The organism is Pseudomonas sp. PKS, assembly GCF_051913525.1.
In the GTDB taxonomy this organism is placed as follows: Bacteria; Pseudomonadota; Gammaproteobacteria; order Pseudomonadales; family Pseudomonadaceae; genus Aquipseudomonas; species Aquipseudomonas guariconensis_D.
On record NZ_JBEGDO010000013.1, the window covers coordinates 1 to 14925 of the forward strand.

Annotated in this window: 16 protein-coding genes; 10 read left to right on the forward strand and 6 right to left on the reverse strand. The window is 64.2% G+C overall.

Features of this window, described 5'->3' with window-relative positions:
* Positions 1 to 517 (reverse strand): aldehyde dehydrogenase family protein (locus ABOA88_RS14520; protein WP_440127980.1); only part of this gene is annotated, 517 nt, incomplete at its 3' end.
* A gap of 267 nt (positions 518 to 784) precedes the next feature.
* Between ABOA88_RS14520 and ABOA88_RS14525 the strand changes: the two genes are divergently transcribed.
* From ABOA88_RS14525 to ABOA88_RS14540, 4 genes are all read left to right on the forward strand, one after another.
* On the forward strand, positions 785 to 2755 hold the full coding sequence (locus ABOA88_RS14525; RefSeq protein WP_367851782.1) for a sigma-54-dependent Fis family transcriptional regulator: 1971 nt from the start codon (positions 785 to 787) through the stop codon (positions 2753 to 2755).
* A gap of 66 nt (positions 2756 to 2821) precedes the next feature.
* Positions 2822 to 4171 carry a UDP-N-acetylmuramate:L-alanyl-gamma-D-glutamyl-meso-diaminopimelate ligase gene (gene mpl / locus ABOA88_RS14530; RefSeq protein ID WP_196170195.1) on the forward strand — a complete coding sequence of 450 codons (1350 nt, stop codon included), beginning with the start codon at positions 2822 to 2824 and terminating at the stop codon, positions 4169 to 4171.
* On the forward strand, positions 4168 to 4797 hold the full coding sequence (gene ubiX / locus ABOA88_RS14535; protein WP_196170194.1) for a flavin prenyltransferase UbiX: 630 nt from the start codon (positions 4168 to 4170) through the stop codon (positions 4795 to 4797). Before mpl ends, ubiX begins: the two co-directional genes overlap by 4 nt.
* Positions 4794 to 5081 (forward strand): YceK/YidQ family lipoprotein, encoded by a 288-nt coding sequence (locus ABOA88_RS14540; RefSeq protein WP_070576668.1) that lies wholly within the window; start codon positions 4794 to 4796, stop codon positions 5079 to 5081. The genes ubiX and ABOA88_RS14540 overlap by 4 nt, the downstream gene beginning before the upstream one ends.
* 90 nt (positions 5082 to 5171) lie before the next feature.
* Here the strand turns inward: ABOA88_RS14540 and ABOA88_RS14545 are convergent, their stop codons facing one another.
* The 3 genes from ABOA88_RS14545 to ABOA88_RS14555 form a co-directional block, all read right to left on the reverse strand.
* Complete coding sequence (locus ABOA88_RS14545) at positions 5172 to 5816, reverse strand: oxidoreductase (protein WP_196170193.1); 645 nt, start codon at positions 5814 to 5816, stop codon at positions 5172 to 5174.
* Positions 5817 to 5844: 28 nt separating this feature from the next.
* A complete protein-coding gene (locus ABOA88_RS14550; protein WP_367851781.1) occupies positions 5845 to 7578 on the reverse strand; it encodes a C13 family peptidase in 1734 nt (577 codons plus the stop codon).
* A 193-nt stretch (positions 7579 to 7771) separates the two neighbouring features.
* Positions 7772 to 8227: a MaoC family dehydratase gene (locus ABOA88_RS14555; protein ID WP_196170191.1), complete on the reverse strand. Its 456-nt coding sequence runs from the start codon at positions 8225 to 8227 to the stop codon at positions 7772 to 7774.
* A gap of 160 nt (positions 8228 to 8387) precedes the next feature.
* Here ABOA88_RS14555 and ABOA88_RS14560 point away from each other — a divergent pair, with 160 nt between their 5' ends.
* Genes ABOA88_RS14560 through ABOA88_RS14570 form a run of 3 tightly spaced genes read left to right on the forward strand, consistent with a single transcriptional unit; the run spans position 8388 to position 10063 of the window.
* On the forward strand, positions 8388 to 8750 hold the full coding sequence (locus tag ABOA88_RS14560) for a CidA/LrgA family protein (RefSeq protein WP_070092174.1): 363 nt from the start codon (positions 8388 to 8390) through the stop codon (positions 8748 to 8750).
* Positions 8747 to 9463 carry an LrgB family protein gene (locus tag ABOA88_RS14565; protein ID WP_196170190.1) on the forward strand — a complete coding sequence of 239 codons (717 nt, stop codon included), beginning with the start codon at positions 8747 to 8749 and terminating at the stop codon, positions 9461 to 9463. The genes ABOA88_RS14560 and ABOA88_RS14565 overlap by 4 nt, the downstream gene beginning before the upstream one ends.
* Before the next feature lie 9 nt (positions 9464 to 9472).
* Positions 9473 to 10063, forward strand: a complete 591-nt coding sequence (locus tag ABOA88_RS14570) for an LON peptidase substrate-binding domain-containing protein (protein ID WP_196170189.1) — start codon at positions 9473 to 9475, stop codon at positions 10061 to 10063.
* Positions 10064 to 10214: 151 nt separating this feature from the next.
* On the opposite strand, the gene ABOA88_RS14575 is transcribed toward ABOA88_RS14570, so the two are convergent.
* Entirely contained in the window at positions 10215 to 11531 is a 1317-nt protein-coding gene (locus ABOA88_RS14575) for a bifunctional DedA family/phosphatase PAP2 family protein (RefSeq protein WP_196170188.1), read from the reverse strand.
* A gap of 4 nt (positions 11532 to 11535) precedes the next feature.
* The gene (locus tag ABOA88_RS14580) at positions 11536 to 12228 is read right to left on the reverse strand and encodes a DNA-3-methyladenine glycosylase (protein ID WP_196170187.1); all 693 of its coding nucleotides are present in this window, start codon (positions 12226 to 12228) and stop codon (positions 11536 to 11538) included.
* A 294-nt stretch (positions 12229 to 12522) separates the two neighbouring features.
* Between ABOA88_RS14580 and ABOA88_RS14585 the strand changes: the two genes are divergently transcribed.
* From ABOA88_RS14585 to rsfS, 3 genes are read left to right on the forward strand one after another with little or no spacing between them, the layout of a single operon-like run.
* A complete protein-coding gene (locus ABOA88_RS14585) occupies positions 12523 to 13794 on the forward strand; it encodes a glutamate-5-semialdehyde dehydrogenase (protein WP_196170186.1) in 1272 nt (423 codons plus the stop codon).
* A gap of 1 nt (position 13795) precedes the next feature.
* Positions 13796 to 14455, forward strand: coding sequence for a nicotinate-nucleotide adenylyltransferase (gene nadD / locus ABOA88_RS14590; protein WP_367851780.1), 660 nt, complete (start codon positions 13796 to 13798; stop codon positions 14453 to 14455).
* A 43-nt stretch (positions 14456 to 14498) separates the two neighbouring features.
* A complete protein-coding gene (gene rsfS, locus ABOA88_RS14595) occupies positions 14499 to 14918 on the forward strand; it encodes a ribosome silencing factor (RefSeq protein ID WP_043211169.1) in 420 nt (139 codons plus the stop codon).
* The last annotated feature ends 7 nt before the right edge of the window (positions 14919 to 14925 follow it).

The following is a 14925-nucleotide window of genomic DNA, read 5'->3' on the forward strand; positions in this document are numbered from 1 at the left end:
AGGCGGCCATCAGCAGCGGGAAGTTCCACGGGATGATCTGCCCGACCACGCCCAGTGGCTCGTGGATGTGATAGGCCACGGTGTTTTCGTTGATCTCGGCGGCGCCGCCTTCCTGGGCGCGGATGCAGCCGGCGAAGTAGCGGAAGTGATCGACCGCCAGCGGGATGTCGGCGTTGAGGGTTTCGCGGATCGGCTTGCCGTTGTCCCAGGTTTCGGTGATGGCCAGGATCTCCAGGTTCTGCTCGATGCGGTCGGCGATCTTGAGCAGCACATTGGAGCGGTCTTGCACCGAGGTGCGGCCCCAAGCGTCGGCGGCGGCGTGGGCGGCATCCAGGGCTTTGTCGATGTCTTCGGCAGTGGAGCGTGGGAATTCGGCGATCGGCTGGCCGTTCACCGGGGAGGTATTGGTGAAGTATTCACCCTTGACCGGAGGAACGAACTCACCGCCGATGTAGTTGCCGTAGCGGCTCTTGAAGGAAATTTTCGCGCCTTCGGTACCCGGATGTGCGTAACGCATGGTGTGTCTCCTGGCTATTGTGTTTGTTGCGGAGTTGAAAAGCGTAGAGCAAAGGTCGGGCCAGTGCCGTGCGCCCCTTGTAGATCAAGGGCTTTGCCTGATGCGGTGAGGAAGTGCGGGGGGCGGCTGTGGCAACAGTGGCACGCCTGTCGTGACATTTTGTACCGCTCCCGGTACAGCATATGACTCAGTGGTCAGCGTGTCGTTGCAATGCGCTGACAGGTGGAGGATGCTGGCGCAACGCTCTATCTGCGGAGAAGAACAACAATGCAGAGCAACTCGTTCAGCCGCCATGCCCACCAGGTGCTCACGGTCGCCAGTGGCCAGGCCAGCGGGCCAGGCAGCGACCCTTCGATCGCGCGCTCCTGGCTGCGTTGCCTGGAGGACTATCATCTCGACCCGGCCCAGGCCCAGGCGCCTGTGGTGCTGGAACATGGTCGCCTGCTGGAAAGCCGCGAACGCCTGCAGCAGGTGCTGCAGATCGCCGACACAGAAATGAACAGCCTGCACCAGCAGCTTTCCGGCGCCGGCCATGCCGTGTTGCTGACCGATGCTCGTGGCGTGATCCTCAATTGCGTGACCGCCCCCACCGAGCGACGCATCTTCGAGCGTGCCGGGCTATGGCTGGGTGCCGACTGGAGCGAGGCACGTGAAGGCACCAATGGCATCGGCACCTGCCTGGTCGAGCGCCAGGCCCTGACCATTCATCAAGGCGAGCACTTCCGCGGCCGCCATACCGGCCTGACCTGTTCGGCGAGCCCGGTGTTCGATCCCCACGGAGAACTGCTGGCGGTACTCGATGTGTCTTCGGCCCGCCCGGAGGTCTCGCGACAGAGCCAGTTCCACACGATGGCGCTGGTCAACCTGTCGGCAAAAATGATCGAGAGCTGCTATTTCCTGCGTCATTTCGAGCATCAGTGGCTGCTGCGTTTCCACCTGCAGGCCGAGTCGGTCGGGCTGTTCAGTGAAGGGCTGGTGGCATTCGATGGTGACGGCCGCATCTGCGCGGTCAACCAGAGCGCATTGAACCTGCTGGGCACCATTCGCGGCGGTATGCTCGGCAAGCCGGTGGGAATGTTCTTCGCCTGTGGTCATGACGAGCTGTTCAGTCGCGCCACACCCCAAGGCAGCACGGCCTGGCCGCTGCATACCCGCGATGGCCGCCAAGTGTTCGCCACCCTGCGTGGCCAGGCACGGGCATCCGTCTGGTCGGTGCCGGCGAGCCTGCCCGAGGTCCGGCGTGACATTCCCACGGGTATTTGCGTGGTCGACCCTGCACTGGAGCAGGACTTGCGCCGCGCCGTGCGGGTCTTTGAACGTGACGTGCCGCTGCTGCTGTGCGGCGAGACCGGCTGCGGCAAGGAGGCGTTCGCCCAGGCCGTGCACCAGGCCAGTCAGCGTCGCGACAAGCCATTCGTGGCCATCAATTGCGCGTCGATCCCGGAGAGCCTGATCGAGAGTGAGCTGTTCGGCTATCGCGGTGGCAGTTTCACTGGGGCACGCAAGGAGGGCATGCGCGGCAAGCTGCTGCAGGCCGACGGTGGCACCTTGCTGCTCGACGAGATCGGCGACATGCCGCTGGCCCTGCAGACCCGCCTGCTGCGGGTGCTGGAGGAGCGCCAGGTGGTGCCGATCGGGGGTGAGCCCCAGGCGGTGGATGTACGGATCATCAGCGCCACCCACCGTGACCTGTTGGAACGGGTGGGCGAGGGCAGCTTCCGCGAGGACCTGTATTACCGGCTCAACGGCCTGGAAGTGGCGCTGCCGGCGTTGCGCGAGCGCAGCGACAAGGTGCAGTTGCTCGACTTCCTGTTGCGCCAGGAGGCCACTGGCCAGGCCATCGACCTCGCACCATCCGCTCGCCAGGCGTTGCTGGACTTTGCCTGGCCAGGCAACGTGCGGCAGATGCGCAATGTGCTGCGTACGCTAGTGGCCCTGTGTGAAGACAATCGCATCGAGTTTTCCGACTTGCCAGCCATCGTGAAAGTGGGTGCCGACTCGGTGGTGGCGGGTTTGTCCCGCGAGCGAGTCAACGACGTCGACCCTGCTTGCGCCACCGTGGGGCAGGCCCGATCTCACAGAGACCCGGCAACGCTCGAGCATGCCGAGCGGGACGCGCTGCTGGCGGTGCTAGAGGCAAAACACTGGCACATGACGCATGTCGCCGAGCATCTGGGCATCAGCCGCAACACCTTGTATCGAAAACTGCGCAAACACGGCATCGCCAGGGCGGGTTGAGCGAAACAGCGAGTGCGATTTCCCTCGCCCTGGGCTAACCTGCCCCGACGTTTTGCGAGGTCGACCATGCACATTCACATTCTCGGTATTTGCGGCACTTTCATGGGTTCGCTGGCGGTGCTGGCCAAGGAGCTTGGCCATCGGGTCACCGGCTCCGACGCCAACGTCTATCCCCCCATGAGCACTCAGTTGGAGGCCCAGGGCATCCAGTTGACCCAAGGGTACGATCCGGCCCAGCTGGAGCCGGCGCCTGACCTGGTGGTGATCGGCAACGCCATGTCCCGGGGCAACCCGGCCGTGGAGTACGTGCTGAACAAGGGGCTGCCCTATGTCTCCGGCCCGCAGTGGCTGGCCGATCACGTGCTGCAGGGCCGTTGGGTGCTGGCAGTGGCCGGCACCCACGGCAAGACCACCACCAGCAGCATGCTGGCCTGGGTGCTGGAACATGCAGGCATGAGCCCGGGCTTCTTGATCGGCGGCGTGCCCCAGAACTTCTCGGTATCGGCACGCTTGGGCGGCACGCCGTTCTTCGTCGTCGAAGCCGACGAATACGACAGCGCCTTCTTCGACAAGCGCTCGAAGTTCGTCCACTACCACCCCCGCACGGCGATCCTCAACAACCTTGAGTTCGATCATGCGGACATTTTCCCAGATCTGGCGTCCATCGAGCGGCAGTTCCACCACTTGGTACGAACCATCCCCAGCGAAGGCCTGGTCATCCATCCCACCACCGAGCAGGCCTTGGAGCGTGTCATCGGCATGGGTTGCTGGACGCCGGTGCAAACCACGGGCGAGGGCGGCCAATGGCAGGCGCGCCTGCTGAGCGCCGATGGCTCTCACTTCGAGGTGTTGTTCGAAGGCGTGGTCCAAGGGGTTGTCCAGTGGGAGCTGACCGGCCAGCACAACGTCGCCAACGCCCTGGCGACCTTGGCTGCGGCTCGTCATGTCGGGGTGGCGCCGGCCATGGCCATCGAAGGCCTGAGCGCTTTCAAGAGCGTCAAGCGGCGGATGGAGAAGGTCGCCGAGGTTCAAGGCGTGACCATCTATGACGACTTCGCCCACCACCCGACCGCCATCGCCACCACCCTCGACGGGCTGCGCAAGCGCGTCGGCGAGGCGCCGGTGATCGCGGTGATCGAGCCGCGCTCCAACTCCATGAAGCTGGGTGCCCACCGTGACGGTCTGCCGGACAGCGTCGAGCACGCCGACCAAGTGATCTGGTACGCCCCCCCCAACCTGGGCTGGGACCTGGCGGCCACCGCAGCGCAGTGCAAGGTACCCTCGGTAGTGGCCGACAGCCTCGAGGCGATCATCGAACGGGTCAAAGGCCAGGCGCGTCCAGGCACCCACGTGGTCATCATGAGCAACGGCGGCTTTGGCGGACTGCACGGCAAACTGGCCGAGGCCCTCAAGTGAGCGGGCCGGAGCGCATCACCCTGGCCATGACCGGCGCCTCCGGGGCGCAATATGGCCTGCGCCTGCTCGATTGCCTGGTGCGCGAGGACCGGGAGGTACACTTTCTGATCTCCAAGGCCGCGCAATTGGTGATGGCCACCGAGACCGATGTGGTACTGCCGGCCAAGCCTCAAGCGATGCAGACCTTCCTTACCGAATACACAGGCGCTGCCGACGGGCAGATCCGCGTGTACGGCAAGGAAGACTGGATGGCGCCGGTGGCCTCCGGCTCCGGTGCGCCGGCAGCGATGGTGGTGGTGCCGTGCTCCACCGGAACGTTGTCGGCCATCGCCACGGGAGCCTGCAATAACCTGATCGAGCGTGCCGCGGACGTCACCCTCAAGGAGCGCCGTCAGTTGATCCTCGTGCCGCGCGAGGCGCCATTTTCGACCATCCACCTGGAGAACATGCTCAAGCTGTCGCAGATGGGCGCAGTGATCCTGCCGGCGGCCCCGGGCTTCTATCACCAGCCCCAGACCATCGACGATCTGGTCGACTTCGTCGTGGCGCGTATCCTCAATCTGCTGAACATCCCCCAGGACATGTTGCCGCGCTGGGGTGAGCATCATTTCGGGGCTGACGATTGAGTCGACTGTTGATGGGGCTGCTGGCGGTGGTGCTGCTCAGTGGCTGTGCGACCGTGCGCACCTTGGATGCCAACAAGCCTGGGGCGCCAGTGGTATACGCAGGGACGCGGCTGGACCTGTATGTGATGAACGGCGGCTGCTGCCCTGAGGATCGCTTTGGCGCCCAGGCGCCGGCTTACCCGGGGTTGGACCTGCCGGGCAGCGCATTGCTGGACACGTTGTTATTGCCGCTGTCGTTGCTGACAGCGGCAGGGGTGGGGTTCAACGCAACGGGTGGTCTGTAAAGCGCTTTCGCGGGTAGGCCCGCTCCCACAGAGGCTTGCGCAGGTCAGGTGGGAGCGGGGTTACGTGCGAATAGGTCTGGCAGGTCTAGGCTATTTCTTGCCCAGCTTGCGCAACTCGTCGGACTCGACGATCCGAATCCCGTCCTCTTCCTCCAAGGCCAAGCGCCACAGCGCCCGGGCCAGGGTGCAGGCTTCGATGCCTCGGTACTTGCCTGGGATCATGCGGGCGAAGGGGGCGGCGATGCGTTCGCTTGCCCGTGGTTCCACGCGCTCTCCCAGCAGCAGCGAAGGTCGGACGATGGTCAGTTGTGGCCAGTCCTGGGCCTTGAGTGCTTCTTCCATCTCGCCCTTGACCCGGTTGTAGAAGATCGACGATTTGGGGTCGGCGCCCAGGGCGCTGACCACCAGCAGGTGACGGGCGCCCATTTCCCGGGCTCGTTTGCTGAAGGCGACGACCATGTCCAGGTCCACGGCGCGGAACGCGGTTTCCGAGCCTGCCTGCTTGAGCGTGGTGCCAAGGCAGCAGAAGGCGATATCGACGCGACCGGCCAGTTGCGGGAGAAACACGGCCGGGTCACCCACGGGGTTTTCCAGGTGTGGGTGTTCGGCCAGCGGGCGGCGGGTCGGCGCCAGCACCCGGCTGATGGTGGGCTCGTTGAGCAGGCGGTCGAGCAGGTGTTCACCCGTAAGACCCGTGGCTCCGGCAAGCAGGACATGCTGAGGCGTCAAGTACATGATGTCTCTCCCTTTGTTACTACCAAGCTTAGTGGGCCTCAGGCGATTTTGCCTGCTCCCCACCGACTGGTTGGGCTTCATTGCGCAAGGCTTCCTCGGCCTGTTGCCGGCGCAGGCTCTGCCAGTGTGCAAGCACCGCAGGCGGTGCCCAGAGCTGCGGCTCGGAGGCGTCGAAACCTTCCCTTCTTTCACGTTCGGCAACACTGGCGCGCGCCAGTTCGAAAGCCTGTTTCAGGTCGTCGGTCTGATTCAGCGCCTCGGCGAACAGGGCGTCGCCGAAGTAGGTGAAGTCAGCTTCTTCCGAGCAGCCGAAGGACACCCGGTCGGGGCGCGCTGCGGTCATGATCAGGGTGCGGTCGTCCTTGAGTGGGGCGATGTAGCCACCTGAATAGCAGGCCGAGATCACAATGACCTTGTCGCGCTCCTTGAGTGGGGCCAAGGCGCTGGCCAGTTCGTCGGCGGACAGGTCGGCCAGTTGCAGGCGGGGCTGGTCGAGTACCAGTTGGTGGTCAGGGCTGCCGTGGCTGGTGAGGTAGATGAAGATCAAGTCTTCAGGGCCACTGCGCTCGGCCAGGGTACGCGCGGCGCGGGTAAGGTTCTCGCGGGTGGCCATGGGGCGATCGGCCATATGGTCGCGGTGGTTGACCAGGGTGATCTGGCCATGGGCGCCGAAGCGGATCTTGAGCATATTGCTGACGTAGTCGGCCTCACGCAGAAACACGCTCTGCTGGCCGTCGCCTGCCACAACCAGGCTGTACAGCTGGATGGGTGATTGGGAGGGCGGCACGCCGGCCAGCGACCGCTCGAGCAACTGGCCCTGGTTGAGCAAGGCCAGATCCAGCGGGTCGGGGAGCTGCTTGTTCTTCTCGTCGCGTACCCGTACGCCCTTGACCCAATACCCGCCTTCGATCTTGCCGTTGGCCTGGATCAGCCGGCCATGGCCCTGGTAGGCATCGTTCTCGAAACTGCCGACATACTGGCTGCCGTCGGCGAGCTGCAGGTGACCCTTGCCGCTGAACTGCCAGTCGCGAAAGCCGCCTTTGTAGCGGCTGCCATCGCTGCCGAGCATCTCGCCCTGGCCGTCCAGGGTGCCGTCCTTGAAATCACCGATCCATACATCACCTTCGGTGTTCTCGTAACGCCCGCGGCCTTCGAGGCGGTTGTCCTTGAACTCGCCGATGTACTGCTCACCCTCGACGCTGTCGTAGGTACCGGCTCCCTGGAGCAAGCCGTCGACGAAGTGGCCACTGAACTGATTGCCGCTCGCATCGCTGCGGACTCCGGCGCCGTTGGGTTTGCCTTTGGCGAACAAGCCCTGGTAGCGGCTGCCGTCGGCCAGCTCCAGTTCGCCGGCGCCTTCGTACTGGTCGTTGGCGAACTGGCCGCGGTAGGTCTGGTCGTTTTGCTTGAGGGTGCCTTCGCCGTCACGCCGGCCATGCTTGAAGGTGCCGGCGTAATGGCTACCCGGTGTGGTCAGGTCGCCCAAGCCGTGGAACAGGCCTTCGGCGAACTGGCCTCGGTAGACCTCGCCATTGCTGCCGTGCCACTCTCCCTGGCCATGCCATTGGCCGTTGAGGAAAGTGCCGGCGTACCAGCTGCCATTGGGGTAGTCGATGCGCCCTTCGCCCTGCAGCAGGCCGTCGACCACCTGCCCTCGGTAGCGGCCCCCGTCGGGCAGGCGGGCGTCCGGTGGCGACAAGGGTTCGCCTTCGCCACAAGCGGCGAGCAGCAAGATCAAGGTGAAGGGCAGCAGTGCGCGCATGGCGGATTCCGGGCAAACGATGCATCGAGTATGCCGCAGAATGCGTCGGCTGAGGTACTGGGCGCCGCACGCCTATGGCCTGTGCGGCCCCTTCGCGGGTAAACCCGCTCCTACAAGAGCTGCGGTGCTTTTGATAGAAACGCCGCACCTGCGGGAGCAGTTCACCCGAGAAGGGCTGGCAGGCGGCCCCGAGTCAGACGAAGCACAACGAGAGTGGCTCGGCGATATAGGCCGGTTTTTCCTCGCCTTCGATTTCCAGGGTGGCGGTGATCTTGAGCAGCCATTGCCCGGGCTTTTTCTCGGTGGCGTCGGCCAGCTCGACTTTCAGGCGCACTCGGCTGTCCACCTTTACCGGCTGGATGAAACGCACGCTGTCCAGCCCGTAGTTGAGCGCCATCTTCAGGCCTTCGGGCAGGACGAGAATGTCCTCCATCAACCTGGGAATCAGCGAAAGGGTCAAAAAGCCGTGGGCGATGGTGCCGCCGAAAGGAGTCTTGGCGGCCTTGTCCGGGTCGACATGGATGAACTGGAAGTCCCCCGTGGCCTCGGCAAACAGGTTGATGCGTTGTTGATCGATCTCCAACCACTCGGAACGTCCCAGTTCCTTGCCGACATACTGCGATAACGCACTAACAGGTACATAGGGCATCGCGACTCTCCAGATTGTCTTGCGCTCGATTTGGTACGGAAGTGCAAGATCATCACGGTCGCCCCGTTACAGTCAAGTTGTCATCTTTTCGCCGCAAATCGGCTTACTAGGGCTGCGGGGCGCATGCTTATAATGGCCGCACTGCCTGGAGGAGATCCTTATGCTGTTGCGTGGTTTGACCTGGCTGGTGTTGTTTCAATTGCTGGGTACGGCGATCAATCATCTGTTCGTGCCCATCTTGCCGGGGCCGATCATTGGCCTGCTGCTGTTGCTGGTATCGCTGATGGTGCGGGGTGAAGTGGGCAAGCCCTTGAGTGAGGCGTCCGGCAGCCTGCTGCGCTACCTGCCGTTGCTGCTGGTGCCGCCGGCGGTGGGTGTGATGGTCTATGCCAAGGACATCGCGGCGGACTTCTGGGCCATCGCCGGCGCCTTGGTGATCTCCTGCTTGGTGACGCTGGTGTTCGTCGGTGTGCTGATGCAAAAGCTCATCAACCGCCAAGGCAAGCACAAGGAGCAGCCATGATGCTCGACTGGCAAGGCGCGCTCGACGCGGTCATCCACCACCCTCTGTTCGGCATCGGCATCACTTTGGGGGCCTACCAGGTGGTGCTGGCGGCCTACGAGAAAACCCGCTGGATCTTCCTGCAACCGGTGCTGATGTCGATGGTGCTGGTCATCGGCGTACTGCTGGCGTGTGGCATTGATTACACCGAGTATCGCAAGAGCACCGAGATCCTCTACATCCTCCTTGGCCCGGCCACCGTGGCGTTGGCCGTGCCGCTCTACCTGAACCTGCGACGGATCCGCCAACTGTTCTGGCCGACATTTACTACGCTGGTAATCGGAGGCCTGTTCGCCACCGTGGCGTGCCTGGCGCTGGGCGGGTGGTTCGGGGCCGAGCACATGATCCTGATGACCATGGCGCCAAAGTCGGTGACATCGCCCATTGCCATGCTGGTGGCCGAGCAGATTGGCGGCGTGGCGGCCCTGGCGGCGGTGTTCGTGCTGATCACCGGGGTGATTGGGGCGATCTTCGGTCCGGCTTTGCTGACCCGCTTCGGCGTGCTCAGCCCTGAGGCGCGCGGTATGTCCCTGGGCATCACCGCCCATGCGGTGGGTACCTCGGTTGCATTGCAGGAAAGTGACGAATGCGGCGCCTTCGCCGCGCTGGCGATGAGCCTGATGGGCGTGGCCACGGCAGTGTTCCTGCCGTTGGCGGTCAGCCTGCTGGCGTGAGGAGTGAAGATGACGCTACCGCTGTTTCCCCTCGATACCGTGCTGTTTCCCGGCTGCCTGCTCGATCTGCAGATTTTCGAGGCGCGCTACCTGGACATGATCGGCCGTTGCATGAAGCAGGGCGGTGGGTTCGGCGTGGTGTGCATCCTTGAGGGCGAGCAGGTCGGCAAGGCGCCGCCGGTGGTGGCCTCGGTCGGCTGCGAGGCGCTGATCCGCGATTTCGTGCAGCAGGAAAACGGCTTGCTGGGCATTCGCGTGGAAGGTGTGCGGCGTTTTCGCCTGGAGCAGACCGAGGTGCAGAAAGACCAGTTGATGGTCGGCGACGTGCACTGGCTGCCGGAGCTTGCGGACAGCGCGCTGTCCGAGCGGGATGACGATCTGCTGGCGCTGCTGCAAGCGCTAGGTGAACACCCGATGGTGGCAGCGCTGGATATGCCGCGGGCCGTGGACGGGTGCCAGTCCCTGGCCAACCAGTTGGGCTACCTGTTGCCCTTCATGGAAGAGGACAAGCTTGACCTGTTGGCCATCGACTCGCCGCAGTTGCGGCTCGAGGCCATCCAGAACCTGCTGGACCGCATCCAGGGCGAGCTGTTCGCTTGATCGGCTCGGTGCAGCGAAGTAGACGCAACGATCCTTTGTATTGCTTGTCCGGGCCCTTTCACGGGTAAACCTGCTCCTACAAAAACAGCGCAAGACCTGTAGTAACGGGTTTACCCGCGAATGCGGCGGAGTACACCGAAGTGGTCGCGTCTCAATATTGGTAGCGCAACAGCGCCTGGGGCAGGGCGTGCAGGGCAAAGAACGCCAGCAGGGCAACGCAGGCCGGCAGCACCAGCCACCACACGCGCAGCGGCAAGGCCTGAAGCGGCTGGCGATGCTGCACCAGGGTCAGGCTCAGCGCGCAGACGCAACACGCCAACAACGCTCCGGCAAGGATATCGGTCGGCCAATGGGCGCCCAGGTATACCCGCGACAAGGCGATCGCCAGTGCTGGCAGACAGCCCAGCATCACCCAGGTCAGGCGCATGCGCGGCGGCTGGCCACGTCCGGCCAGCACTGCCAGCACGAGGAAGAATGCAAACGCCGCCGAGCTGTGGCCGCTGGGCATGCTGTAGCTGGTCAATGGGTCGGTCAGTACTTCAGGACGTGCGCGAGCAAACAGCCATTTCAGCGTGCCGTTGGCGATCGCCGTGCCCATCAGGGCGCCACCGGCGAACAGGGCATGACGCCACTGCCGTGCCAGCAACAGAAGCCCGGTGAGCACGCCACCCAGGAACAGCTGGGTACGAAAATCCCCCAAGCGGGTGATCAGCACCACGGCGCCATCGACTGCCTGGCTACGGTGCTCTTGCACCAGGGTCATGATCCCTTGGTCGAATTCATGCAGAAACGGCCAGCCCAGGAAGATGCCCGCCAGGGCGAGGAAGCTCAGGCCGGCGATCAGGCGTGTGCCGTAGCGCTGGTCACGCAGGCTGCTGTTGAGGCTAAGGCCGATCAGCACCGCCAACGTGCCGCCGATGATGCCTGCATCCAGCCAGAACCCTTCCGGCAGAGGGAGACGCATGGCCGCCCCGGTGGCCCAGCCCGGCAGCAGGTAAGCCACCGACCAGCCGGCGCCGGCCAGCAGGCTGACGGCGATGAAGCGCGGTAGCGGCATGTCGAACATGCCTGCGACCATGGGCAGCATCGGTCGCAGCGGGCCGATGAAGCGTCCTACCAGGAGGCTGGCGATGCCATAACGCTGGAAGTAGGCCTCGGCGCTGCCGATCCATTCCGGATGATGGCGCAATAGCGGCAGGCGCCGGATGTTCTGATGGAACCGCTTGCCGAGTGAGTACGACACCGCGTCCCCCAGCAGTCCGCCGAGAAAGCCCAGCAGCAATGTCTCGCCGAGGCTGAAGGCGCCGCTGCCGGCCAGCACGGCCACGGCGAACAGCAGAACGGTCCCCGGCACGATGATGCCGGCGATGGCCAGGCATTCCACGCAGGCCACCAGGAAAATCGCCAGGCCAAGCCACTGGGGGTTGGCGCTGAGCCAGCCGGTCAGGCTGTCGAGCCATTGGCCCATGGAGTCAGCTTCCTTGTTTCAGGATGGAAAAATCACGCCCTTCGACTTGGCCCCGACGCAGCGGGTTCCGTGTGCAGAAGCGCGCGTATTCGGCATCGACGAAGCGGTAGGGGAGATGTTCGTCGCGGCCATGGGGGATGCCCAGGCGGGTGGTCTGGATCACCTGCGACACCACGGCGCCGCAGTCCTCGACATACAGGCGCTCAGGGTCGAAACGCTTGGCGTCCCAGTTCGGCACTTTCAGGCCCAGGGCTCGACATAACAGGGTCTGCCCTGCACACAGGCGTTCGGCCGGGCGTAGGTTGCCGCTGGCATCGGGGTTGTTCAGTTGCATCTGCGCCAGGCTGTTGGCATCTGAAATGGCGTCCACCCAGGGGTAGGCGGATTTTATCAGCACTGCGTTGCCCGGGCCGTGGGCGCTGAAGTTTAGCGAGTCGCCGCCGCGGGCGTAGTACATGTAGATGTGCCCGCCATCGAGAAACAGTGCCTTGCGCTTTTCGGTGTAGCCGAGCGAGGCGTGGCTGCCTTTGTCGGTGAGGTAGTAGGCCTCGGTCTCGATGATGCGTGCGGCGAGCCAGAGGTTGCCCTGGCGATGGCGGATCACCTTGCCCAAAAGGTCCCGGGCCAGGGTCTGGGCGTCTCGGTCGAAGAAGCTGTCGGGTAGGGCGCGGGCCGGGCAGGGGGCTGTGTCTGGCATGCGGTCGGCTCGTGGTGGTTGGGGCGCAGATGATAACAATTAATGGCTTAATCGAGGCTGAACCGGGGAGTACCGGTGTCCCTTTCGTGGGTAAACCCGCTCCCACCGGCTCAGGGTTATATTCGGAGGCAGCAGTTTGCCCCATGATCGGTTTGGCGCAATTTCGATATGGGTAGTTACATCTTTCCTACAGATCCTGTCGCTCATTTTCGACCATCCGCCACCCGCCGCTGGGCGTACCCGAGCGTGCCAGTTATAATCAGCCGATTTCCCCTTCGCCAAGACACCGAGCCCATGACTGAGTCCGTTCTTGACTACATGACCCGCCTGGGTCGCGCCGCCCGTGAGGCCTCGCGCGTGATCGGCCGTGCCAGCACCGCGCAGAAGAACCGCGCCCTGCAGGCCGCCGCAGACGCCCTGGACGCCGCCCGCGCCGAGCTGACAGCAGCCAACGAACAGGACCTGGCCAACGGCCGCGCCAATGGCCTGGAGCCGGCATTGCTGGATCGCCTGGCCCTGACCCCGGCGCGCATCGACGGCATGATCACCGGCCTGCGCCAAGTGGCCAGCCTGCCGGATCCGGTCGGTGCCATCCGGGACATGAGCTACCGCCCGTCGGGCATCCAGGTCGGCAAGATGCGCGTGCCGCTGGGCGTGATCGGGATCATCTACGAGTCGCGCCCCAACGTGACCATCGACGCCGCGAGTCTGTGCCTGAAGTCTGGCAACGCCACCATCCTGCGTGGCGGCTCCGAAGCCATTCATTCCAACCGCGCCATCGCCGCCTGCATCCAGCGCGGCCTGGCCGAGGCTGGCTTGCCGGCGGCGGTGGTCCAAGTGGTCGAGACTACCGATCGCGCGGCCGTGGGCGCGCTGATCAGCATGCCTGAGTTCGTCGATGTGATCGTGCCGCGCGGCGGCCGAGGCCTGATCGAGCGCATCAGTCGTGACGCCCGAGTACCGGTGATCAAGCACCTGGACGGCATCTGCCACGTCTATGTCGATCAACATGCCGACCTGGACAAGGCCTGGCGCGTCGCGTTCAACGCCAAGACCTATCGCTACGGCATCTGCGGCGCCATGGAGACCCTGCTGGTGGATGCCAGTGTTGCCGAGGCGTTCCTCCCGGAGATGGCCCGCCGCTTCCAGGAGAAGGGCGTCGAACTGCGCGGTTGCGAACGCACCCGAGCGATCATCGCCGCCAATCCGGCCAGCGAAGACGACTGGCACACCGAGTACCTCGACGCGATCTTGTCGATCCGTGTCGTCGAAGGCCTGGACGCGGCCATCGAGCACATCAATCACTACGGCTCGCACCACACCGATTCGATCATCACCGAGCACCAGGGCCAGGCCCGGCGCTTCATGGCCGAGGTCGACTCGGCCTCGGTGATGCTCAACACCCCAACCTGCTTTGCCGATGGTTTCGAGTATGGCCTGGGTGCGGAGATCGGCATCTCCACCGACAAGCTGCATGCCCGCGGACCGGTCGGCCTGGAAGGGCTGACCTGCGAGAAGTACGTGGTGATCGGTGACGGCCAGCTGCGCGGCCAGGAGTCCTGCTGAGTTGAGCAAGGCCCAGGCAGTCCGGCGCATCGGCATTCTCGGCGGCACCTTCGACCCCGTGCACATCGGTCACCTGCGCAGCGCGCTGGAAGTGGCCGAGTTCATGGCGTTGGATGAGCTACGCCTGTTGCCCAACGCCCGGCCACCGCACCGCGACACCCCGCAGGTGGCACCCCTGGATCGCCTGGCCATGGTGCGCTGCGCCGTGGCCGGAGTCGAGCGGTTGAGCGTGGATGCGCGGGAGCTCGCGCGGGACAAACCGTCTTACACCATCGATACATTGGAGTCGATCCGCGCCGAACTCGGCGCGGACGACCAGCTGTTCCTGGTGCTGGGTTGGGACGCGTTCTGCGGCCTGCCCAGCTGGCATCGCTGGGAAGAACTGCTGCAACACTGTCACATCCTGGTGCTGCAACGCCCGGATGCTGATGTCGAACCCCCTGACGAGCTGCGCAACCTGCTGGCTGCGCGCTCGGAGAGCGATCCCACCGCCATGTCCGGCCCGGCGGGGCACATTTCGTTCGTCTGGCAGACGCCGCTCGCGGTGTCCGCCACGCAGATCCGACAGCTGCTGGCCAGCGGCAAGTCGGTACGGTTCCTGGTGCCGGACGCAGTACTGGCCTATATCGAGGCGCACGACCTTTACCGTGCGTCGCACTGACGGCGCCACCAGGCGCCTCATTCATGAATTGAACGAGTTTCTTATGAGCAAGCAGAAAATCAACGGCGAAGAGCTGGTCAACCTGGCCAAATCGGCTTTGGAAGACGTCAAGGCCCAGGACATCCAGGTCATCGACGTGCGTGAAAAGCACAGCCTGACCGACTACATGATCATCGCCACCGGTACTTCCAACCGGCAGATCAACGCGATGGCTGAAAAGGTCCGCGAGATCGTCAAGCTCCAGGGTGTGCAACCGCTGGGCGAAGAAGGCAAGGGCGACAGCGACTGGGTCCTGCTGGACCTCAACGACGTCATCGTGCACATGATGACTGCCGCTGCACGTCAGTTCTACGACCTCGAGCGCCTGTGGCTGGGTGCCGAGCAGAGCCGCTCCGCCGATGGCAAGCATCACAGCCCGGAAAACGCTCACAGCTATTCCGAAAACCTCAAGGACCGGGGCTGAGGACACG